We start from the raw sequence: 20,356 nt of genomic DNA, 5'->3' as shown, positions 1-20,356 counted from the left end.
TATGAAAATAATGAAACCGGATTTGAGGGAAGCGCTCCAGCAGCGTATCTTGACCGGGGACGGCGCGATGGGAACCTATCTTTATCAGATGGGGTTCCCTGTCGGCGTTTCTTATGAAGAATTTAATACGCTTCGTCCCGATGTCATCGAGAACATTCACCGCCGCTATTACGAGGCTGGTGCGCGTGTCATTGAGACGAATACGTTCTCGGCTAATTTGGAGAAGCTCTCCAAATATGGCTTGGAGGGCGAGATGGATGCAATCAACCGTGCGGGTGTACGCGTTGCTCGAGCAGCGATCGGCGATGACGCTTATGTCGTAGGCGCGGTTGGCTCCATTCGTGACGGCAAGCTGAAAAATTTGCGAACGGCAAAAGTAATCGAAGCCTACCAGCGTCAAATGCATGCTCTTCTTGACGAGGGCGTGGACGGGCTCCTGCTCGAAACGTTTTACGATCTTGATGAAATGCTGCTTGCTCTTCGCATTGCGAGAGCGGCATCCAACGTGCCTGTCATTTGCCAGTTTGCGGTCGAGGATGTTGGCCGCACGCAGGATGGCAATGGGATGAAAGGGGCGTTTGATCAGCTCCAAGAGGCTGGGGCTGACGTTGTAGGCTTTAATTGCCGCAGCGGCCCTAACGGAATTATGAGAGCGATTGATTCGATAGCAGGACCAGTTGGATTGCCGTTATCGGTATATCCGAACGCGGGCATACCTGATTATATTGATGGCAAATATGCGTACAGCGCTGGCCCGGAATACTTTGCAGAGTCAGCCCAGCGCTTCGCTGATCGCGGCGCGCGCCTGATTGGCGGCTGCTGCGGAACGACGCCTGAGCATATCAAGGCGATAGCTGCAGCAATTGACGGTTATATTCCTAAGCTCGAACAAGCTTCGGCAGCCGCTGTGATCGAGAAGATTGTCGTAAAGCCTGTTGAGAAGCAGGCAGAAGCGGAAGCTGCACCTCAGAAGGTTGCGGTGCAGGAGCCGTCAATCGTTGATCTAGTGAGAAAGCGCCATACGGTCATCGTTGAGCTTGATCCGCCTCGCGATTTGGATATCCGCAAGTTTATGGATGGCGCGGCAGCGCTGAAGGAAGCGAAGGCGGATGCGGTCACGATGGCAGACAACTCGCTTGCGGTTACTCGTATGAGCAACATTGCGCTAGCGGCGCTTCTGCAGGAGAAAGTGGGCATTCGTCCGCTCGTTCATATCGCATGCCGCGACCGCAACCTGATCGGGACGCAGTCCCATATGATGGGATTGGATGCGCTCGATATCGATCATGTGCTGGCTGTAACGGGTGATCCAGCCCGGTTCGGCGACCTGCCGGACTCAAGCTCGGTTTATGATCTTACCTCATTCGAAATGATTCGGATGATCAAGCAGTTGAATGACGGAACGGCCTTCTCGGGCAAGCCGCTCAAGCAAAAGGCGAAGTTCGTAGTAGGCGCGGCATTCAATCCGAATGTCAAGCACTTGGATAAGGCTGTTCAGCGACTTGAGCGCAAAATCACTTCAGGCGCGGACTATATTATGACCCAGCCTGTTTATGATCCGGGCTTGATTGAGAGGATGGCAGAGGCGACGAAGCATTTATCGGTACCTGTATTTATCGGCATCATGCCGCTGGCAAGCGGTCGGAACGCTGAGTATCTGCATAACGAGGTGCCGGGCATTCAGCTGTCCGATGAGGTTCGTCAGAGGATGTCGGGTCTAGAAGGCGAAGCGGGCCGTGCGGAAGGCGTGCAAATCGCGAAGGAGCTGCTCGACGCGGCTTTGCCTCATTTTAAAGGAATATATTTAATAACGCCGTTTATGTTCTATGATATGGGCGTTCAGCTCACGGAATACGTGTGGAAGAAGACAGAGCGTGTGTAGCCAAATAGGCTGAAATAAATGCGAAAATCAAGCTTTTTTGCTTGTTTTCGCATTTTCGCTTGTTCGTTTGTAAGAAATCAATTAAAATAAAGCATGGATACTGTTGCCTCGCTTACACTGCATGGCAAGGACAGGCTGCCGAGCATCGGCTTCGGCATATGCTTTAGCGTGCTTCGGGACGTATGTCCAGCACTTTTTTCGTCAACAATAGTGCAGTAGTTCTGTCTGTTTTTGGCAAGAACGCAAACTTGTCGTATTCACATTTATAAAATATAAACGAGTATTTGAACATTTGCAGGCAGATGCACAGGGAAGACCGTAGGCGGAGGAGGAACCAGGCTTGGCTATTAAACTTATTAATATCGGATTCGGTAATATTGTATCAGCAAACCGCATTATTTCAATCGTAAGCCCGGAATCGGCTCCGATTAAGAGAATCATTCAAGAGGCACGCGATAGGCATATGCTTATTGATGCAACATATGGACGCCGCACGCGCGCTGTTATTATTACGGATAGCGATCATGTGATATTATCGGCTGTTCAACCTGAGACGGTTGCGCACCGATTATCCACTAAGGACGACGATAACGACGAATAGTACGGGGAGTAATATGGATAAGGGATTGCTAATTGTATTGTCCGGCCCATCAGGGGTTGGCAAAGGAACGGTTTGCTCCGTTCTTCGTAATAAGGTTCCTGAGCTGGTATATTCGGTGTCGGCAACAACCAGACTGCCGCGTCAGGGTGAAGTAGAAGGCGTTAACTATTTTTTCAAAAGCAGAGAGCAGTTCCAGGATATGATTGCGCGAGACGCGCTTTTGGAGCATGCTGAATATGTTGGTAATTACTACGGAACGCCTCGTGATTTCGTGGAACTCACTTTGGCAAGCGGCAAGGATGTTATATTGGAGATTGAAGTGCAGGGAGCGCTCAAGGTGAAACAAAAGTTTCCCGAAGGCATTTTCGTATTTCTGTTGCCTCCATCCTTGGATGAGCTGAAGCAGCGAATTACCGGCCGCGGCACGGAAACCTTGGATACGATCAATAATCGCATGTCTGTAGCGGTAGAGGAAATGAATTTTCTCGGCCACTACGACTATGCGGTATTGAATGATGAGATAGATGCTGCTTGCGATCGTATTCGCAGCATCATGATTGCGGAGCACTGCCGCAGAGAAAGATATTTGCCTTACGTTTCGGGTATGGTTGCCGCAATTGAGAAAGCATGAGTGAGGAGAATGAACGATGTTATATCCGTCCATTGACGAAATGGTGAAAAAAGTTGACAGTAAATACACGCTTGTTGTAGCGGCTTCCAGACGCGCTCGCATGCTCCGCAATGGAGACAAGTCGGAGCTTAAAAATCCACGCTCCCGCAAGTATGTAGGCGTTGCGCTGGAAGAAATTTATGGCGACATTCTCCAAGTAGAAAACCTCGCTACCAAAGAGGATTAATCCAAATATTCGTTAGCTAGGAACAGAGTGCCTACTGCAAAGTAGGTGCTCTTTTTTTTATGCTAATGCGAAAGAAAGCTGACCAATTGCTGTTTTACGGTTTTGGGCAGCTTTTTTGTCGTGAGGGCCGTTTTTTTGATAAACTAATAGCAGCATCAATGAAACACAGCACGATAAGGGATTCAATAATAAATAGCGCTGCTGGAGAGGTTGATGACATTGGCTAACGATCAAGAAATTAAAGAAATAAAGAAAACGCTGCAGGAGCTGGAAGGTCAAGTAGCGCAATTGAGAGTGGATTCGAAACGTCAAAGATCAGGATGGTCTAGGTTTGCCATCGGTTTTCTTATCGTATTTGTTGTGATGTCCATTTCTGTTGGCGTTGCGCAGTTCATAAGTAATATGAAATAAATGCAGAGGAAGATTGAAGAGCTCATAAATTACACGCTCTTCGGTTGCTTTAAATGCCACTCGTCTGCGAGCGAGCCTTACCGACCGCATATTCCTCATCCTCATTTCGTGAGACTGGTCGGATACGGCGAAGTCAGCATTGTCTGCGAGCCTCTAAACCCGCCGGATGGCGAGCAGGTTATTGCGGTTGAGGTTGTTGACATTGATGAGGCTGTTAGAAGGTTCGAGGAGATCGGCCGCAGCGATATTGCGGAGCTTTACAAGATGGCGCATCAATTGAAAAACGGTATTTTTTAAGCATAGAAAGTAGATTTTATCATATAAAAAGTAATCGGTCTGGTTAGATTTTGAAGCTGCATATGTTATGATAGATGGTGGGACTTACGATTCAGGGACGAATGAACAGGAGGGAACGGAATGGACAAATTACGTTATCCAATTGGCAGGTACTCGTTCGAGGGAATGACCGTAAAGCATCGCGAGCAGTGGATTTCAGACATCGAGAAGCTGCCAGGGCAGCTTAAGGCGGCGCTTGCAGATTTGAACGATGAGCAGTTAGATACATCTTATCGGAGCGGCGGCTGGACCGTGCGCCAGGTCGTCCATCACCTTGCGGATGCTTCAATGAATTGCTTCTCACGCTTCAAGCTTGCGCTCACAGAGCCCAATCCGACCATCAAGCCATTTAACGAAGAACGCTGGGCGGAGACGGCAGACAGCCTGCAAGCCTCGCCAGAGGTTAGCACAGCGATTGTAGAGGGCATTTATGTACGCTTAGTATTGCTGCTTCGATCGATGGAGGCATCTGATTTTGATAAAATGTTCTACCATCCGGAGAAGGGCAGTCAAATTGGATTGGCCAATTTTCTAGGATTCGTCGCGTGGCATGGCAAGCATCATGTTGCTCAAATTACGAGCTTGAGGGAACGCAAGGACTGGTAGACGTTTGAACAATCGTGTTGAATCGCTTATGTGAAAATAAATGAAATGATAAGCCTGACGCTCATCATGCGGCTTATCATTTTTATTGCGAAACGAGCTTTTGCTGCCAAAGGAGGCCTTTAGCCGTTTACGCTTGATAGGGAGATACACCATGCTAAAAGGGAAATCGATTATACTCGGCATTACAGGCGGGATTGCAGCCTATAAAGGCGCAGCGCTATGCAGCAAGCTGGTGCAGGCGGGCGCGGTTGTACATGTTATTATGACGGAATCAGCGACAAAGTTTATTACGCCGCTTACTTTGCAAACGTTATCGCGAAACCCGGTCTATACCGATACATTCGATGAGCGAGATCCCTCGGTCGTATCGCATATTCATTTGGCTGACCATGCGGATTTGATTGTTATTGCTCCGGCTACTGCCAATGCGATTGCGAAGCTGGCCGGAGGCCATGCCGATGACATGCTCAGCACGACGCTGCTGGCAGCAACTTGTCCGGTATTAATCGCTCCGGCAATGAATGTGCATATGTATGAGCATCCAGCCGTTGTGAGCAATCTGGAGCTGCTGGCAGCACGCGGCGTTATGTTCGTGGAGCCTGGCACAGGCCAGCTTGCCTGCGGATACGTCGCTAAAGGGCGTCTTGCGGAGCCTGAGGACATCGTTATGGCGATTGATTCTTGGTTCGGCAAAGGCGGCAAGCTGAAAGGCAAACAGGTGCTGGTAACTGCAGGCGGCACGATGGAGCGGCTTGATCCTGTAAGGTATTTGACGAATGATTCATCCGGCAAAATGGGATTTGCGATTGCAGAGGCAGCTCGTCTGATGGGCGCTGATGTGACGCTTGTCGCAGGCCGTACCTCGCTCGCTCCGCCTGCCGGCGTAAAGGTCATCCGAGTAGCGTCCGCGCAGCAAATGCTGGAGGCGGTAACGAGCGTCTATGACGAGATGGACATCGTAGTGAAGTCGGCAGCGGTGGCTGATTACCGGGCAGTAAACGTCAGCGATCAGAAGATTAAAAAGAGCGGCGAGAAGCTGGTGCTGGAGCTCGAGCGGACAACTGATATTTTGGAGACGCTTGGACAGCGAAAGAAGCATCAGTTTCTTGTTGGCTTTGCGGCAGAAACAGAGCAGATTGAGCATTATGCGATGGACAAGCTGCGAAGGAAGCATTGCGACCTCATTGTAGCTAACGATGTAAGCAAGGATGGGGCAGGCTTTAACGGCGATACGAATATCGTTAAAGTGTTTGCTTCAGAGGGACTTGTTGAGTCGATGCCGCTCTTGTCTAAGCGCGAGGTTGCCTCTCGTTTGCTGGAGTTGATTGCTGCGCGTCTTCCTTCCTCTGGAGGGAGAGGCGAATGATTGCTAAAGTCATTGTAGACGTGCCGAGCCGCCAGACGGATCGGCCGTTTGATTATGAGGTGCCTGCGGCGCTTGAAGACTGGATCGAGGTCGGAAGCCGCGTCGGCGTTCCGTTCGGACCGCGTGTATTGCAGGGATTCGTCACACATCTTGCAGAGACAACGGACGTAGACATGAAACGGCTGAGGCCCATATCGGAGCTGCTCGATCACGTTCCGCCGCTGCTGCCCGATCTCATCGAGCTTGCGAAATGGATGAGCGAGAAGTATTGCTGCTCTTGGACAACGGCGCTGCAAGCGATGATCCCGGCTGCTTTGAAGGGGAAGGCTGAGCGCCTTGTCGGCATTCAGGACGAGGAAGCGGCGAAGGAGGACCTCCCAGCAGCTATGACGGAATGGATAGGAGCGAGCGGACAGCTCGTAAAGCTGGAGGTGCTGCTGGAGCGATTTCCAGAGCATGCGAAAGCAGTGAAGGCTGCGCTTCGGGAGGGCGTGCTGGTAGAACAAACCTCGATCAAAGATCGGCTTGCGATCCGCAAGGTTCTAACCGTATTCGTACCTGATGATGCGGAGGAAGTCCGCAGGCAAATGGAGGCTTTGCCGGCAAGAGTGGCGAAGCAGCGCGAATTGCTGGCTTATATGCTTGATCACGGCGGCCCATTGCCAATGCAGCAGCTGCTCGCAGAGGCAGGGGGCTCAGCGGCAAGCGTACGCTCCTTGGCGGAGAAAGGGCTTCTTGTCATAGAGGAGATCGAGCAGCAGCGCGATCCTTATGCAGGGCGTTTATTCGAGAGAACGACGCCGCTCGAGCTAACTGAAGGCCAGAAAGACGTATTTGATCGGATTGCGAGAGCCGTTCATGCAGGCGAGCCGCAGACGATGCTTCTTCACGGCGTAACGGGCAGCGGCAAAACAGAGGTATATTTGCAATCGATTCAGTTCTGCTTGGAGCAGGAGAAGCAAGCGATCGTGCTCGTCCCGGAAATTTCACTTACCCCGCAAATGGTTGAGCGCTTTAAAGGACGATTCGGAGATGCGGTCGCGGTGCTGCACAGCAGGCTCTCGAACGGCGAGCGCTATGACGAGTGGCGCAAAATTCGCAGCCGCCAGGTGCAGGTAGCGATTGGCGCGCGTTCGGCGATTTTTGCACCGTTTGAACGGCTTGGGCTTATTATAATCGATGAAGAGCATGAATCGTCCTATAAGCAGGAGGAAAGCCCGAAATACCACGCGCGAGATGTGGCTGTGCGGAGGGCGAAGCAGCATGGCGCCGCGGTTGTGCTAGGTTCGGCGACACCTTCGCTTGAGTCGTTTGCGGCAGCGAGCAGACCGTTAACGGCCCGTGATGAGGGCCGCGAGCCCGCGCTGCTGCCAATGCCAATCCGCGTGGGCGGCAGGCCGCTGCCTCCCGTTGCGGTTATCGATATGCGCGAGGAGCTGAGAGAAGGCAATCGCTCTATGTTCAGCCGCTTGCTTCACAGCTCGCTTGCCGAGCGGCTTGAGCGCGGCGAGCAGTCGGTGCTGCTGCTTAACAGGCGCGGATACTCGACTTTCGTCATGTGCCGCTCCTGCGGCTATACGGCGGCTTGCCCGCACTGCGATATTTCACTTACGTACCATCAGAAATCGCGCGCGCTCCGCTGTCACTATTGCGGCCATGCCGAGCAGGCGCCAACGACCTGTCCTTCCTGCCAAAGCGAGCATATCCGTTATTTTGGCACAGGGACGCAGCGGGTTGAGGAGGAGCTCTCGAAGCTGTTTCCGGGCATTCGGGTGATCCGGATGGATGTGGATACGACGACGGAGAAAAACTCGCATGAGAAGCTGCTGAAGCAGTTCGGAGAGCGAAAAGCAGATGTGCTGCTAGGCACGCAAATGGTAGCGAAGGGACTCGATTTTCCTTACGTTACGTTAGTCGGGGTCATCGCGGCGGATACTTCGCTTAATTTGCCTGATTTTCGCGCAGCCGAACGAACATTCCAATTGCTTACGCAGGTTGCGGGGCGCGCCGGCAGACATCATTTGCCGGGAGAGGTCGTTATTCAGACCTATGCGCCTGAGCATTATGCGGTCGTAACGGCGCAGCAGCATGATTACGCGGCTTTTGTAAGCGAGGAGCTGCGGCATCGGAGCGCCATGGGTTATCCGCCTTATTGCAGGCTGATCCTCGTTACGATGTCTCATGAGCAGCTGCCGCTTCTATCATCGATCAGCGAACGATTTGCTGCGGATCTGCGCGAGTTGGCCGAGAATGAAGGCGTACTGCTTCCGCTGAACAGCGGATTTAGTAGAGCGCTCGAGGTGCTTGGGCCTGTTGCATCGCCCATTTCGAGAATGAAGGATCGCTACCGTTTTCAATGTGTGATAAAATATCGGGGGAACATCGATGCTTCGGCTCTCGTTCGCAAGGCGCTCACGTCATTCACGGACGGACCGCCGCAGCGTCAGGTGCAGTTCAGTATTGACGTAGATCCGCAAGTTATATTATAAATAGCTATTACTATTTTAATGAACGTAAAGGAAGGGAATACTATGAGTATCCGTATAATTGTGAAAGAACCAGACCCGGTTTTGCGGGAAGTAGCTAAGGAAGTAACGAAATTCAACTCTAATTTGGAAAAGCTGGTAAAAGATATGGCGGAGACGATGTATGACGCTGATGGCGTAGGCCTTGCAGCGCCGCAAATCGGTATTTCGAAGCGGGTTATCGTGGTTGATGTAGGCGATGACAACGGACTGATCGCAATGGTTAACCCTGTTATCGTTGAGCAGGATGGCGAGCAGCTTGGTCCTGAGGGCTGCTTGAGCATTCCAAACCTAAACGGTGATGTTCTCCGTGCGGACCGTATAGTCGTGACAGGTCAGCACATTGACGGCGAGTCGTTTACGCTTGAAGCACAGGGTTACTTTGCTCGCGCTTTTCAGCATGAGATCGATCATTTGAACGGCATTTTGTTTACCGATTTGGCGGAGAACATCTACGACATTTCGGAAAGAGCTAGAAAAGGCGGCGAATAGCTTCATGCGTATTGTGTTTATGGGAACGCCGGAATTTGCCGTTCCCTCTTTGAAGCTGCTCCTTGAGCAGCAGTACAATGTTGTCGCTGTTGTAACACAGCCTGATCGGCCGAAGGGCCGCAAAAAAACGCTGACGCCGCCGCCTGTTAAGGAAGCGGCGTTGTCGCTTGGCCTGCCTGTGCTGCAGCCAGAGCGGATGCGGAACAGCGAGGCCGTTGCAGCGGTGGCGGAGTTTGCGCCGGATCTAATCGTAACGGCTGCCTACGGCCAAATTTTGCCAAAAGCGCTCCTCGAAATTCCGCGGCTTGGCTGCATTAACGTGCATGGCTCCTTACTGCCGAAATATCGCGGCGGAGCTCCTATTCAGCGCTCGATTATCAATGGAGAGAGCAAGGCGGGCGTGACGATTATGTACATGGCGGAAGGACTGGACACAGGCGATATGATTAGTGTTGCAGAGCTCCCGATTACGGACGAGGATACGTCGGGAACGATGTTTGAGAAGCTGAGCATCACCGGTGCGGAGCTGCTTGGCAAAACACTGCCGTCTATCATCGCTGGGGAAGCGAAGGCAGTGCCGCAGCAGGACGAGCAGGCGACTTATGCGCCGAACTTGACTCGCGAGGATGAGCGAATCGATTGGACGAAGTCCGCTCGCGCCATATTCAATCAAGTTCGCGGCTTGTCGCCGATGGCGGGGGCTTTCACGTACTTGAATGGCGAGATTTTCAAAGTATGGCAATGTGCTGTGCCTTCGGCAGCTTCGATAGCAGCAGCTTCTGCCCCTGGGACTGTCCTAGCTGCAGACAGCAGCGGCATATCAATTCAAACTGGTGATGGCGTTCTGGTGCTGGAGCAAATTCAGCCAGCAGGCAAAAAAGCGATGAACGCATCGGATTGGCTGAAAGGTGCGCGTCTTGAAGCGGGCACCCTGTTTGGCGACGGAGGTGCTGTATGACGGAGAGCACGCAGAAGCCTAGCGCCAATCGCAACGGCAGCAATGGCGGCAAAGGAAAGCCTAAAGCTGGACATGGCCATAAACGCCCTGTCGGCGGCAGCAAGCCTGCCGGGGCCTCGCAACAGCAGCAGCCTGGTTCTCGCAAAGCGAAATCACCGCGCGAGCTGGCGATGGATACGCTGGTGAAGGTTGCGGGGACCGGCGCTTACAGCAATTTGCAGCTTAATCGGACCTTGCAGGATGCTGGTCTTCAGCGGGCTGATGCCGGACTTGTGACCGAGCTCGTATATGGCACGATTCAGCGGCAAGCGACGCTGGATTACTGGCTGAGCCGATTCGTTTCCAAGGGGCTGCATAAGCTTGAGCCATGGGTTCATCAGCTGCTTCGAATGAGCGCTTATCAGCTGCTGTACTTGGATCGCATCCCAGCGCATGCAGCGGTGAATGAAGCGGTCACGATTGCGAAGAAGCGAGGCCATTCCGGCATCTCCGGCATGGTCAACGGCGTGCTTCGCAGCATCGACCGCGGTCGCGGAGAGCTGTTGGCTTCCGAGATTAAGCATGCGGATCCTATCGTGCAAATCGCGCTTCGCCATTCCTATCCGGAGTGGCTCGTAAGCCGGTGGGTTGCCGCATATGGGGCTGAAACGGCCGAGGCCATCTGCGCTGCGGGCAACGATCATCCGCATTCCAGCGTTCGCGCGAATACGCTTCGCGGAACACGCGAAGCGGCAATAGAGCTTCTGAGGGAAGCTGGCTATGATGCAGAGCCGTCCGTGATCGCGCCTGCGGGCATAGCGATAAATCGAGGCGGCAATCTTGCCGATACGGACGGATTCCGTGACGGAATGTGGACGGTACAGGACGAGAGCTCCATGCTGGTCGCGGAGGTCGTAGCGCCAAAAGCAGGCATGCAGGTGCTCGATTGCTGCGCTGCCCCTGGCGGCAAAAGCACGCATCTGGCTGAGCTTATGGACGGCAAGGGCAAAGTATGGGCGAATGATCTGCATGCTCATAAGCGGGATTTGATCGTAACGCAGACCGAGCGTTTGAAGCTTCGCAACGTCGAGGCCATTACCGAGGATGCGCTTAAGCTGGCAGAAAGGTTCAAGCCGCAATCGATGGATGCCGTCCTGCTGGATGCGCCATGCTCTGGATTTGGCGTTATTAGGCGGAAGCCGGAAATCAAATGGACCAAAACCGCAGGCGATGTATCCGAGATTGCAGCCGTTCAGCAGCGTCTGCTTGGCGCAGTGTGTGATTTGGTTCGCCCTGGCGGCGTGCTCGTATACAGTACTTGCACCATCGAGAAGGACGAGAACGAGCGGCAAGTCGCGACCTTTTTGAAGGAGCATCCTGAATTTGAATTGGATCGCAATTGGCCCGAGGCCGTTGTAGATCAGCTCAAGAAAGCTGGCGCAATCGACGAGAAATTCGATGGACAAGCGCAGCTGCTGCCGCAGCATTTTGACAGTGACGGTTTCTATATTGCAAGGATGGTAAAGCGTCCATAACCTGCGCTTATGGCTGAACATGGGCGTTTGTGGTAAAATAAATCGATGGCGGCGACCGGAACGGTTTAGCCGCCCTACTATAAGGTACAGGTGTGATGAAATGAAACCATGCGTATATGACTACACGCTCGAGCAGCTTCAGCAATGGATGATAGACAACGGCGAGCCGGCATTTCGCGGCGGACAGCTGTTTGATTGGTTGTATGTGAAGCGAGTGAAGAGCTTTGAAGATATGTCCAACCTATCTAAGGGGCTTAGAGAAAAGCTTGAGGAAAGCTTTCAAATTATAACGTTAAACGAAATTACGAAGTTTGAATCGAAGGACGGGACTGTTAAGTTTCTGTTCGGCCTTCACGACGCGCATGCGATCGAAACGGTTATCATGCGCCATAACTACGGCAACAGCATTTGCGTCACCACGCAGGTCGGCTGCCGAATCGGCTGTACGTTTTGCGCATCGACGCTTGGCGGCTTGAAGCGGAACCTGACTGCGGGCGAGATCGTCGCTCAGGTCGTGACTGCGCAGCAAATGCTTGACGCTACTGGAGAGCGTGTTTCCAGTATCGTTATTATGGGCTCTGGCGAGCCGTTCGAGAACTATGACGCTACGATGGCATTCCTTCGCATCATGATTCATGAGAAGGGTCTAAACATTGGACAACGTCATATAACTGTATCAACTAGCGGTATTGTGCCAAGCATGTATAAGTTCGCGGAGGAAAATACACAAATCAACTTGGCGATATCGATCCACGCGCCAAATGATGCGCTTCGCTCGAAGCTGATGCCGGTTAACCGCCGCTTCCCATTTGATGATGTAATGGCTGCTTGCCATAACTATATTGCGAAGACCGGCCGAAGAATTACGTTTGAGTATGCCTTGATCGGCGGCGTCAATGACCGTGCGGAGCATGCGCAAGAGCTTGCGGACGTGCTTCAGGGAATGCTGTGCCACGTCAACTTGATTCCTGTAAACCATGTGCCAGAACGGAATTATGTCCGTACGCCGCGCGAGGATATCTTTGAATTCCAACGCGTGCTCGAGAAAAATAAAGTGAGCGTAACGATTCGCAGGGAGCAAGGGCATGACATTGCGGCTGCATGCGGCCAATTAAGAGCGAAACATATGGAGTCTCAGGCGAGGTGATGACTGATTGTTAACGGCAAACCGCAGTGACATCGGACGGGTTCGTCATGTCAATGAAGATCAATCTTGGGTAAGTCAATTGCATAACGGGATCACTCTTGCCATCGTAGCTGATGGCATGGGTGGACATCAGGCTGGAGACGTAGCCAGCCAGAAAGCGGTGGACGCGTTCCGCAGCATGCTGGAGCAAAGCGCAGCCAAGTCTGACCTGTCTCTTCAAGAAGGTAAAATGCTCATTAGGCAAGCCATTTCGCAAGCAAATGAGGCTGTTTTTGAATTGGCCTCGCGCAATGAGCAATATCACAATATGGGCACTACGATTGTCGCTGCTTTGGTTAAGCAGAATAATGCGATCATAGGACATGTTGGCGACAGCCGCGCCTACAAAATTACCGAAGGCGTCATCACGCAAATTACGAATGATCATACGCTGGTCAATGAATTGGTCAAATCCGGCCAGCTCAGCATAGAGGAGGCCGCGCACCATCCGCGCCGCAATGTGCTCACCCGTGCAATAGGCACGGATTCACATGTCGATATTGAAGTGCAATCGGTGGAGCTCTCTCCGCAAGACGTGCTGCTCCTGTGCAGCGATGGATTAACGAATATGGTGAGCGAGCAGGAAATGCTGCTAACGGTCACCACTGAGCAGCTGGAGCTGGAAGCTAAAGCTGATCATCTCATTCAGCTTGCGCTGCATGCTGGCGGAGACGACAATATTACGGTCGTTCTCCTGCAAGAAGCGGCTGGCACGAATCGAGAGGGGTGACAAGGATGATCGGACAGGATTTAGGCGGACGTTATGAGATTTTAACACGTATCGGCGGCGGCGGAATGGCGCTTGTATATAAAGCCCATGATGTGCTGCTTAACAGAAAGGTCGCAGTGAAGGTGCTGCGGCAGCAATTTGTGCATGACGAGGAATTCATACGCCGTTTCCGTCGTGAAGCCCAGTCAGCAGCTGCGCTGTCTCATCCGAATGTCGTCAGCATTTATGATGTAGGGCAAGAAGAGGACACGCATTATATCGTTATGGAATACATTGAAGGCCACAATTTGAATGAAATCATACAAGAGCGTGCGCCGTTGCAAACAGATGAAGCGGTGCGTATTGCCATGCAAATTGCAGATGCGCTTGATCACGCGCATCAGAACCATATTATTCACCGAGATATTAAACCTCATAATATATTAATTGGCAAAAACGGGCGTGTTAAAGTTACCGACTTCGGTATCGCGCGCGCGGTTACATCGTCAACAATTACACAGACCGGCTCTGTCATGGGCTCAGTTCATTATTTTTCTCCGGAGCATGCGAAAGGCATTAATACGGGAGAAAAGTCTGATTTGTATTCGCTTGGCATCGTGCTTTATCAAATGCTGACCGCACAGCTTCCGTTTCTCGGCGAAAGTCCGATTAGCATTGCTTTGAAGCATTTGCAGGAAAATTTCGAGGAGCCGCGTATCGTTAATCCGCATATTCCGCAAAGCGTGGAGAATGTCGTTCTTAAAGCGATGCGCAAAAATCCGAGCGAGCGTTACAACTCCGCGCATGAAATGCTGGTCGATCTGGATACTTGCATGCGTCCAGAGCGATTGAAGGAGCCAAAAATTACGTTTACGCATGTTAACGATCTGGAAGAGACACGCGTGATGCCTGCTATCCGCGGGGATATCGGACCTGTAGCTTCCCAGGAGCGAGAGCGGCCGATCAACGCGAAGAAGGAAGAGCAAATCCAAGATAAGGAGCTTGCTTCTAAGTCAAAGGGCTGGAGGAAACCGCTAACTGTCGTTGGTGTCACGCTAGCTGTGCTGGGTCTGATCATCTGGGGCTTTATCTCGCTGCTCGGCTTCATTGATGTAGCGGAGGTAGAGGTGCCTTATGTCGTAGGCAAGTCGGAAACCGTGGCGCGGCAAATGATTGAGGCCAAAGGTCTTAAGGTGGAAGAGCCGGTCCTTCACGAGCATAACAAGGAAATTCCGAAGGATCAGGTACTTGATCAGACTAAGTCGAACATGAAAGTGAAGGAAGGCTCCTTTATTCAAATTACAGTCAGCGACGGACCGGAGCTTGAGGAGCTTGGCAACTATGTAGGCAAGCCGCTGCAGGCTGCGATTGATGAGCTTGGCGCTTTAGGCATCATAATAGAGGATCAGATCGAAATTGAATCGGTGTTCAGCGAGGAGGCTGCGGATACGATAATTCAGCAGTCGCCAAAGCCAGGGGAGCAATATAATCCGGAATCGGTTGAATTTTATTTCATGGTCAGCAAAGGCCGCGAGACCGTTCCAATGCCGAATTTAATTGGCAAGAGCCTCGCCGAAGCCAAAGATCTGATCAAGGCGAATGAGCTGACGCTGGATGACGCCGATATTTTGTACGAACCTAGCTTTTTGCATCAGAAGGATTTTGTCATTAGCCAACACCCGCACAAACCGAAGGATCATGTATCCAAAGGGGCAAAAATTTCGATCCGAGTAAGCTCAGGGCCGCCTGCGGATGCAAAGGAGCATCAATTCAACATTACGATCTCGCCGGCTGTAGCTGGAAAGACAAGCGAGATCAAAATTGTATATTCCGATGCGCGCGGTGAAAATACCGAGTGGGATAAACGGCAAATTACGAGTACCCAAACATTCCCGGTTACCGTTCTTTTAGCGCCTGATACAGAAGCTAGAGTGACGGTTTACCGCGATAACCAGTTTATCGACACCAAAACGATTACGTACGATGAATTATTGCAGGGTTCGAATTCATCCACCTTGACCATTCCGGGTGAAGAAGTGCCGGCGACGGATGTTCCGGCACAAACGGAGGTTACCGAAAGCGATGAGCCAGTTGAAGAAGAGCAACAGCAACAGCAGCCATAACAGCAAAGAAGGTCATCTCAAAGGGACAATTGTAAAAGCGCTCAGCGGCTATTACTATGTGCGAGCGGAAAATACGGCATCGGACTCTATAACGGTCCAATGCCGTGCTCGCGGCGTGTTTAAGAACAGGGGCCTAACACCGCTCGTTGGCGACGTAGTTATGTACAGCTTAACGGAGAATGGGGAGGGAACCGTTGAGGAGCTCTTGCCTCGAACGTCGGAGCTTATCCGTCCTCCTGTAGCTAATATCGACCTGGCGATTCTTGTATTCTCCGTTACGGAGCCGGCACTGAATTTGCAGCTGCTCGATAAGTTTCTTGTCCATATCGAGCATGCGGGCATCCCGGCGGTATTATGCTTGAGCAAACAGGATTTGGAGAATGACGGTTTGGAGACAGAGGAGGCGCAGGCTGCAGCCTCCTCTGTTAATCGTATATACAGGTCCCTTGGTTACGAGGTATTTGGGACAAGCTCGCTGCTTGGCGAAGGGATTGCGCCGTTTCAAGAGAGGCTGAAGGGCCATTTGGCGGTTTTCGCTGGCCAATCGGGCGTAGGAAAGTCTTCGCTGCTAAATGCGATCGTGCCTGGTTTAGAGCTGGAGACGAATGCAATCAGCAACAGGCTAGGGCGAGGGAAGCATACAACTAGGCATGTCGAGCTCATTGAGATCGGCGGCGGCTTAGTAGCGGATACTCCAGGTTTTAGCCAGCTGGATTTTCAGGAGTTAGGGATTGAGGATTTGGGCTATTGCTTTATCGAGATGCGTGAGCTTTCTCCTAATTGCAAGTTTAGGGGCTGCACGCATGTGCATGAGCCAGGCTGTGCGGTGCTCGCAGCGGTTGAGAGCGGCGCAATCGAGAAAAGCAGACATGATCACTACCTCCTGTTTCTAGCTGAGATGAAAGAGAAAAAACGGAGGTACTAAACACAATGACTATTATTGCGCCTTCCATATTATCAGCAGATTTTGCAAGACTAGGTGAAGAAATTAAGGCCGTGGATGCGGCTGGAGCGGATTGGATTCACATTGACGTGATGGACGGACATTTTGTTCCCAATCTTACCTTTGGACCGCCTGTCATTTCTGCCATTCGTCCAGCGACAAAGCTGCCATTTGATGTTCATCTCATGATCGAGCGTCCAGAGCTTTCTATAGCAGACTATATAGCCGCTGGAGCTGACCGCATTACAATCCATGCCGAAGCGTGCGTGCATTTGCATAGAACGGTACATTATATTAAAGAAAAGGGGCTTCCGGTTGGCGTAGCCATTAATCCAGCAACGCCGGTTTCCGTGCTCGAGCCTATTTTGCATGATCTTGATCTTGTCCTCATTATGACGGTAAATCCAGGATACGGTGGACAAAAGTTCATTCCTTATTCGCTGGTGAAGCTGCGCCAGCTGCGCGCTATGCTGGAGGAGCAGGGCTTAGATGAGGTGCATGTCCAGGTTGACGGAGGCGTTAACAAGTCGACGGCAGCGGTCATCCGCGAGGCTGGTGCTAATGTGCTAGTTGCGGGGAATGCCGTATTTGCAGAAAATGATCTTGCCGCGGCAATCGCGGTACTGCGTTAGGGGCGGGCGCAATGAACGAGAAGTTGAAAACAACGTTTTGGCTGCTCGGCTACACCTTTCTAGCAGGTCTGATGCTGGCTCTTTTCTCGATGTTGACGGAAATTTATCGGTATCTATTCTCGTTGCTGGCCCTATACATAGGCATACGCTTCTTTCGGAGGTATGAGACGATCGGACTGCGAATTGCATTCTTCGTTCTTGCGATCATATTTTATTTGCTAATCGCTGTTGTTGCTGCTGCTATTATCTTTTTGAGAGATAATCCGGCACAATAATGGGCATGTCGTTCCCTCTCTTCACTAGCTCACGATGGAATAGGACGAACTGATAACGCATAGGATGGTTACATGAGCGTAGTAATTTTGTCACGGATTAATTCGATGAGCGTGTCTGAGGAGGGATGAGGCATGAAATTTTATACAATCAAACTGCCTAAATTTTTGGGCGGGTTCGTAAAGGCGATTTTGAATACCTTCCAAAAAAATTAGGTCAGATGCTGCAGGGCACCCTTCGGCCGTGATCGTGGAAAAGTAAAGAAAAGCACCTGAGCGCTCAGGTGCTTTTGTCTATGGCCAAAGCCATCATTATACGCGGGTAACTTTACCAGCTTTCAGTGCGCGAGTGCTGACATAAACACGTTTTGGCTTACCGTCAACCAAGATGCGAACCTTTTGCACGTTTACGCCCCAAGAACGACGTGTTTTGTTGTTTGCGTGGGATACGTTGTTACCTTTACCAGGTGCTTTACCTGTAAGAAAACATTTGCGGGACATGACTACACCTCCTTTAAGTCTTGCTAGAGCAAAACTGATTCCATTAACAATGGCTTCGTTATGCGTGAGGAAAACTTCATTCGTAAGCGAAATAACATTTAAACACACTTGAATATCGTATCATAAACATTGATTCTGTTCAACCTAAATATAAGGACAACATGGTTGTACATCGCTTTCAAAGCTAGAAATGACGCAGAAATACTGGATTTATTGAACGGACTTCTATAAAGGTCCCGTTTATAGTACAATGAACGTAGTCCATAATATATACAGTAAGGGAGTGTATTGCCATGCCTCTGCAGCTAAGCAACGAATTAGGTTCCATACATGTCTCAGACCATTGCATTGCCATTATTGCCGGCTCTGCTGCCATGGATTGTTATGGACTTGTCGGAATGGCTTCCCGCAAACAGTTGAAGGACGGAATTGCCGAGCTGCTCGGACGGGACAATTTGACCCGCGGCGTCGAAGTTAGACGCGAAAATGAAAAGCTGCATATTGACCTCTACATCATCGTGAGCTACGGAACGAAAATTTCCGAAGTAGCGCATAACATTCAATCCAAGGTGAAATATGTGCTGAATGACGTAATCGGTCTACAAGTGGAAGAAGTCCATATAATTGTGCAAGATGTCAGGGTACTCAAGTAACAGGGAGGGAAATTTCGTTGAGTAAGCGCTTTATAAACGGATCTGATTTTGCCGCAATGGCACTGCTCGGCGCGGATTATTTACAGCGCAACGCAGAGCACGTTAACGCATTAAATGTGTTCCCGGTGCCGGATGGCGACACGGGAACAAACATGAACTTAACGATGTCCTCTGGTGTTAGCGAACTCCGCAGCAAGCCGTCAAGCAGCATCGGAAAAGCGACGGAAGCATTATCGAAGGGGCTGCTGATGGGCGCAAGGGGCAACTCTGGCGTTATTTTGTCTCAGTTGTTCAGAGGCTTTTCCAGATCGCTTGCCGGTCTTGAAGAGGCGGGAACTGTGCAGCTTGCCGCTGCTTTGCAATACGGTGTTGACCTCGCTTATAAAGCTGTCGTGAAGCCAGTTGAAGGAACGATTCTTACGGTTGCGAAGGAAGCTGCCAAGCATGCGGTTCAATATGCCCGCAGAACGAATGATGTCGTTGAATTGATGCGCGAGGTGCATCAGAAGGCACATGAAGCTTTGCAGCGCACGCCTGACTTACTGCCTGTGTTAAAGCAGGTAGGCGTAGTTGATTCCGGCGGACAAGGCCTCGTATTTATTTATGAAGGCTTCGTACGCAGCCTTTCGGAACTAGACGGCAATTTGGATTCAGATTCGATGGGTTCAGAGGCGGCTCCTCCGGAAGAGGTCGCAGTGCCGAACACTGCTCCTCCAATCATCCGTAAGCAAGAGCTGTCATCGGCGCAATCACGCTTATCAACGGAAGCGATTGAGTTTTTATATGATATGGAATTTTTTATCAATCGCAAGCTAGCCGGGCATACAGGAGCGTTTTTTGATGAATCCGCTTACAAACGAGCGCTTGGAAAAGATGGAGACTCCATATTGGTTATTACGGAAGACGATATTATTAAAGTGCATGTTCACTCGCGCAAGCCTGGCGACGTGCTAAATCTTTCCCTTCCTTACGGTGAATTAACGGATATTCATATCCTCAACATGCGTGAGCAGCATCGTGATTTGCTGGAGCATGAGCAAGACAACTCTGCTGTTGCAGACTTTTCAGCGGCTGAGCTGCTCGCTGGGCAGGACGTAGAGGTTATTCCGCCGGGTCAAGTGTTCGAGAAGGCACCATTTGGCATCATTGCCGTTGCATTAGGCGAGGGTATCACGGACATTTTTCTAGAAAATGAAGTCGATACGGTATTGTCCGGCGGGCAGACGATGAATCCAAGCACGGAGGATTTCGTGAAAGCAATCGAGGCTTTGTCCGCGGAGCATATTTATATTCTCCCGAATAACGGAAATATTATTTTGGCGGCGGAGCAGGCAGCCGAGCTAAGCGAGCGCAGCGTCACAGTCATTCCGACACGCACGATACCGCAGGGGTTAGCGGCAGTGCTCGCTTTCAAGGAAGACGAAACGGCTGAGCGGAATAGCGCATGGATGAAAAACGCGGCGGAGCAGGTGATATCTGGACAAGTAACGAAGGCTGTGCGTGATACGACGATTGAAGGCGTTGATATACGCGCGGGCCATTTTATCGGGATCAAGGAAAAAACGATTGTCGTGTCTCATGCTGATCTGCTTGCGGCTTGCCAATCGCTTATTGCAAGCATGCTGAGCTCAGGCGGAGATTTGCTGACGATTCTTACAGGCGAGGAAGCTGATGCAGCAGAGACGGCATCGCTATGCGAGTGGACCTTGGAGCAGTATCCTGAACTGGAGCTGGAAGTGCAAAAGGGCGGACAGCCGCTGTATCCTTATGTTTTTGCATTGGAGTAAAT

22 protein-coding genes are annotated in these 20,356 nt (G+C 51.2%); 21 read left to right on the top strand and 1 reads right to left on the bottom strand.

From position 1 onward, the window contains the following. The first annotated feature begins 10 nt into the window (after window positions 1-10). The 19 genes from AC1TPC_RS04390 (at window position 11) to spoVM (ending at window position 17,629) form a co-directional block, all read left to right on the top strand. Window positions 11-1,882: a bifunctional homocysteine S-methyltransferase/methylenetetrahydrofolate reductase gene (locus AC1TPC_RS04390; protein WP_482065631.1), complete on the top strand. Its 1,872-nt coding sequence runs from the start codon at window positions 11-13 to the stop codon at window positions 1,880-1,882. Between the two features lie 340 nt (window positions 1,883-2,222). Further along, the gene (remA, locus tag AC1TPC_RS04385; RefSeq protein ID WP_005548256.1) at window positions 2,223-2,483 is read left to right on the top strand and encodes an extracellular matrix/biofilm regulator RemA; all 261 of its coding nucleotides are present in this window, start codon (window positions 2,223-2,225) and stop codon (window positions 2,481-2,483) included. Window positions 2,484-2,496: 13 nt separating this feature from the next. Beyond that, complete coding sequence (gmk, locus tag AC1TPC_RS04380) at window positions 2,497-3,114, top strand: guanylate kinase (RefSeq protein WP_482065630.1); 618 nt, start codon at window positions 2,497-2,499, stop codon at window positions 3,112-3,114. 16 nt (window positions 3,115-3,130) lie between these two features. Further along, window positions 3,131-3,340, top strand: coding sequence for a DNA-directed RNA polymerase subunit omega (gene rpoZ / locus AC1TPC_RS04375; RefSeq protein WP_053375625.1), 210 nt, complete (start codon window positions 3,131-3,133; stop codon window positions 3,338-3,340). 219 nt (window positions 3,341-3,559) lie between these two features. Further along, window positions 3,560-3,751, top strand: a complete 192-nt coding sequence (locus tag AC1TPC_RS04370) for a hypothetical protein (protein ID WP_482065629.1) — start codon at window positions 3,560-3,562, stop codon at window positions 3,749-3,751. Beyond that, window positions 3,752-4,048 (top strand): hypothetical protein, encoded by a 297-nt coding sequence (locus AC1TPC_RS04365; protein WP_482065628.1) that lies wholly within the window; start codon window positions 3,752-3,754, stop codon window positions 4,046-4,048. It abuts the gene before it with no gap. A gap of 120 nt (window positions 4,049-4,168) precedes the next feature. After that, a complete protein-coding gene (locus AC1TPC_RS04360; RefSeq protein ID WP_482065627.1) occupies window positions 4,169-4,693 on the top strand; it encodes a YfiT family bacillithiol transferase in 525 nt (174 codons plus the stop codon). Between the two features lie 151 nt (window positions 4,694-4,844). After that, window positions 4,845-6,059: a bifunctional phosphopantothenoylcysteine decarboxylase/phosphopantothenate--cysteine ligase CoaBC gene (gene coaBC, locus AC1TPC_RS04355; protein ID WP_482065626.1), complete on the top strand. Its 1,215-nt coding sequence runs from the start codon at window positions 4,845-4,847 to the stop codon at window positions 6,057-6,059. Continuing rightward, window positions 6,056-8,548: a primosomal protein N' gene (gene priA / locus AC1TPC_RS04350; RefSeq protein ID WP_482065625.1), complete on the top strand. Its 2,493-nt coding sequence runs from the start codon at window positions 6,056-6,058 to the stop codon at window positions 8,546-8,548. The genes coaBC and priA overlap by 4 nt, the downstream gene beginning before the upstream one ends. Before the next feature lie 42 nt (window positions 8,549-8,590). Beyond that, a complete protein-coding gene (gene def / locus AC1TPC_RS04345; RefSeq protein ID WP_169083152.1) occupies window positions 8,591-9,076 on the top strand; it encodes a peptide deformylase in 486 nt (161 codons plus the stop codon). A 4-nt stretch (window positions 9,077-9,080) separates the two neighbouring features. Next, window positions 9,081-10,034, top strand: coding sequence for a methionyl-tRNA formyltransferase (gene fmt / locus AC1TPC_RS04340; RefSeq protein WP_482065624.1), 954 nt, complete (start codon window positions 9,081-9,083; stop codon window positions 10,032-10,034). Next, a complete protein-coding gene (rsmB, locus tag AC1TPC_RS04335) occupies window positions 10,031-11,548 on the top strand; it encodes a 16S rRNA (cytosine(967)-C(5))-methyltransferase RsmB (RefSeq protein WP_482065623.1) in 1,518 nt (505 codons plus the stop codon). The genes fmt and rsmB overlap by 4 nt, the downstream gene beginning before the upstream one ends. A gap of 100 nt (window positions 11,549-11,648) precedes the next feature. Beyond that, window positions 11,649-12,695 (top strand): dual-specificity RNA methyltransferase RlmN, encoded by a 1,047-nt coding sequence (gene rlmN, locus AC1TPC_RS04330; RefSeq protein WP_482065622.1) that lies wholly within the window; start codon window positions 11,649-11,651, stop codon window positions 12,693-12,695. A gap of 7 nt (window positions 12,696-12,702) precedes the next feature. Then, window positions 12,703-13,464: a Stp1/IreP family PP2C-type Ser/Thr phosphatase gene (locus tag AC1TPC_RS04325; RefSeq protein ID WP_482065621.1), complete on the top strand. Its 762-nt coding sequence runs from the start codon at window positions 12,703-12,705 to the stop codon at window positions 13,462-13,464. A 5-nt stretch (window positions 13,465-13,469) separates the two neighbouring features. Next, a complete protein-coding gene (gene pknB / locus AC1TPC_RS04320) occupies window positions 13,470-15,566 on the top strand; it encodes a Stk1 family PASTA domain-containing Ser/Thr kinase (RefSeq protein WP_482065620.1) in 2,097 nt (698 codons plus the stop codon). Continuing rightward, window positions 15,526-16,491 (top strand): ribosome small subunit-dependent GTPase A, encoded by a 966-nt coding sequence (gene rsgA, locus AC1TPC_RS04315; RefSeq protein WP_482065619.1) that lies wholly within the window; start codon window positions 15,526-15,528, stop codon window positions 16,489-16,491. The genes pknB and rsgA overlap by 41 nt, the downstream gene beginning before the upstream one ends. Before the next feature lie 5 nt (window positions 16,492-16,496). Beyond that, window positions 16,497-17,141: a ribulose-phosphate 3-epimerase gene (rpe, locus tag AC1TPC_RS04310; protein ID WP_482065618.1), complete on the top strand. Its 645-nt coding sequence runs from the start codon at window positions 16,497-16,499 to the stop codon at window positions 17,139-17,141. A gap of 11 nt (window positions 17,142-17,152) precedes the next feature. Continuing rightward, window positions 17,153-17,416, top strand: coding sequence for a hypothetical protein (locus AC1TPC_RS04305; protein ID WP_482065617.1), 264 nt, complete (start codon window positions 17,153-17,155; stop codon window positions 17,414-17,416). A 132-nt stretch (window positions 17,417-17,548) separates the two neighbouring features. Continuing rightward, a complete protein-coding gene (spoVM, locus tag AC1TPC_RS04300) occupies window positions 17,549-17,629 on the top strand; it encodes a stage V sporulation protein SpoVM (protein WP_010345573.1) in 81 nt (26 codons plus the stop codon). Between the two features lie 96 nt (window positions 17,630-17,725). Here spoVM and rpmB read toward each other — a convergent pair whose 3' ends face one another. Further along, window positions 17,726-17,914, bottom strand: coding sequence for a 50S ribosomal protein L28 (gene rpmB / locus AC1TPC_RS04295; protein ID WP_053375639.1), 189 nt, complete (start codon window positions 17,912-17,914; stop codon window positions 17,726-17,728). 293 nt (window positions 17,915-18,207) lie between these two features. On the opposite strand from rpmB, the gene AC1TPC_RS04290 reads away from it, so the two are divergent. Together AC1TPC_RS04290 and AC1TPC_RS04285 are read left to right on the top strand one after the other, a co-directional pair. Beyond that, window positions 18,208-18,567 (top strand): Asp23/Gls24 family envelope stress response protein, encoded by a 360-nt coding sequence (locus AC1TPC_RS04290; protein ID WP_482065616.1) that lies wholly within the window; start codon window positions 18,208-18,210, stop codon window positions 18,565-18,567. Between the two features lie 56 nt (window positions 18,568-18,623). Further along, a complete protein-coding gene (locus AC1TPC_RS04285; RefSeq protein ID WP_482065666.1) occupies window positions 18,624-20,354 on the top strand; it encodes a DAK2 domain-containing protein in 1,731 nt (576 codons plus the stop codon). The last annotated feature ends 2 nt before the right edge of the window (window positions 20,355-20,356 follow it).

Source organism: Paenibacillus sp. Y280 (genome assembly GCF_056786335.1).
Note: the sequence above shows the minus strand (reverse complement) of the source record. Positions and strands in the feature narration are given on the sequence as shown.

What these genes read in the sequence shown, in the direction of transcription:
- gmk (WP_482065630.1), top strand. Translation starts at nt 2,497, where the DNA reads ATGGATAAGGGATTGCTAATTGTATTGTCCGGCCCATCAGGGGTTGGC.
- rsgA (WP_482065619.1), top strand. Translation starts at nt 15,526, where the DNA reads ATGAGCCAGTTGAAGAAGAGCAACAGCAACAGCAGCCATAACAGCAAA.
- AC1TPC_RS04285 (WP_482065666.1), top strand. Translation starts at nt 18,624, where the DNA reads ATGGCACTGCTCGGCGCGGATTATTTACAGCGCAACGCAGAGCACGTT.
- rsmB (WP_482065623.1), top strand. Translation starts at nt 10,031, where the DNA reads ATGACGGAGAGCACGCAGAAGCCTAGCGCCAATCGCAACGGCAGCAAT.
- AC1TPC_RS04365 (WP_482065628.1), top strand. Translation starts at nt 3,752, where the DNA reads ATGCAGAGGAAGATTGAAGAGCTCATAAATTACACGCTCTTCGGTTGC.
- rpe (WP_482065618.1), top strand. Translation starts at nt 16,497, where the DNA reads ATGACTATTATTGCGCCTTCCATATTATCAGCAGATTTTGCAAGACTA.
- AC1TPC_RS04290 (WP_482065616.1), top strand. Translation starts at nt 18,208, where the DNA reads ATGCCTCTGCAGCTAAGCAACGAATTAGGTTCCATACATGTCTCAGAC.
- def (WP_169083152.1), top strand. Translation starts at nt 8,591, where the DNA reads ATGAGTATCCGTATAATTGTGAAAGAACCAGACCCGGTTTTGCGGGAA.
- rpoZ (WP_053375625.1), top strand. Translation starts at nt 3,131, where the DNA reads ATGTTATATCCGTCCATTGACGAAATGGTGAAAAAAGTTGACAGTAAA.
- rpmB (WP_053375639.1), bottom strand. Translation starts at nt 17,914, where the DNA reads ATGTCCCGCAAATGTTTTCTTACAGGTAAAGCACCTGGTAAAGGTAAC.
- AC1TPC_RS04305 (WP_482065617.1), top strand. Translation starts at nt 17,153, where the DNA reads ATGAACGAGAAGTTGAAAACAACGTTTTGGCTGCTCGGCTACACCTTT.
- spoVM (WP_010345573.1), top strand. Translation starts at nt 17,549, where the DNA reads ATGAAATTTTATACAATCAAACTGCCTAAATTTTTGGGCGGGTTCGTA.
- priA (WP_482065625.1), top strand. Translation starts at nt 6,056, where the DNA reads ATGATTGCTAAAGTCATTGTAGACGTGCCGAGCCGCCAGACGGATCGG.
- pknB (WP_482065620.1), top strand. Translation starts at nt 13,470, where the DNA reads ATGATCGGACAGGATTTAGGCGGACGTTATGAGATTTTAACACGTATC.
- rlmN (WP_482065622.1), top strand. Translation starts at nt 11,649, where the DNA reads ATGAAACCATGCGTATATGACTACACGCTCGAGCAGCTTCAGCAATGG.
- fmt (WP_482065624.1), top strand. Translation starts at nt 9,081, where the DNA reads ATGCGTATTGTGTTTATGGGAACGCCGGAATTTGCCGTTCCCTCTTTG.
- coaBC (WP_482065626.1), top strand. Translation starts at nt 4,845, where the DNA reads ATGCTAAAAGGGAAATCGATTATACTCGGCATTACAGGCGGGATTGCA.
- AC1TPC_RS04390 (WP_482065631.1), top strand. Translation starts at nt 11, where the DNA reads ATGAAACCGGATTTGAGGGAAGCGCTCCAGCAGCGTATCTTGACCGGG.
- AC1TPC_RS04360 (WP_482065627.1), top strand. Translation starts at nt 4,169, where the DNA reads ATGGACAAATTACGTTATCCAATTGGCAGGTACTCGTTCGAGGGAATG.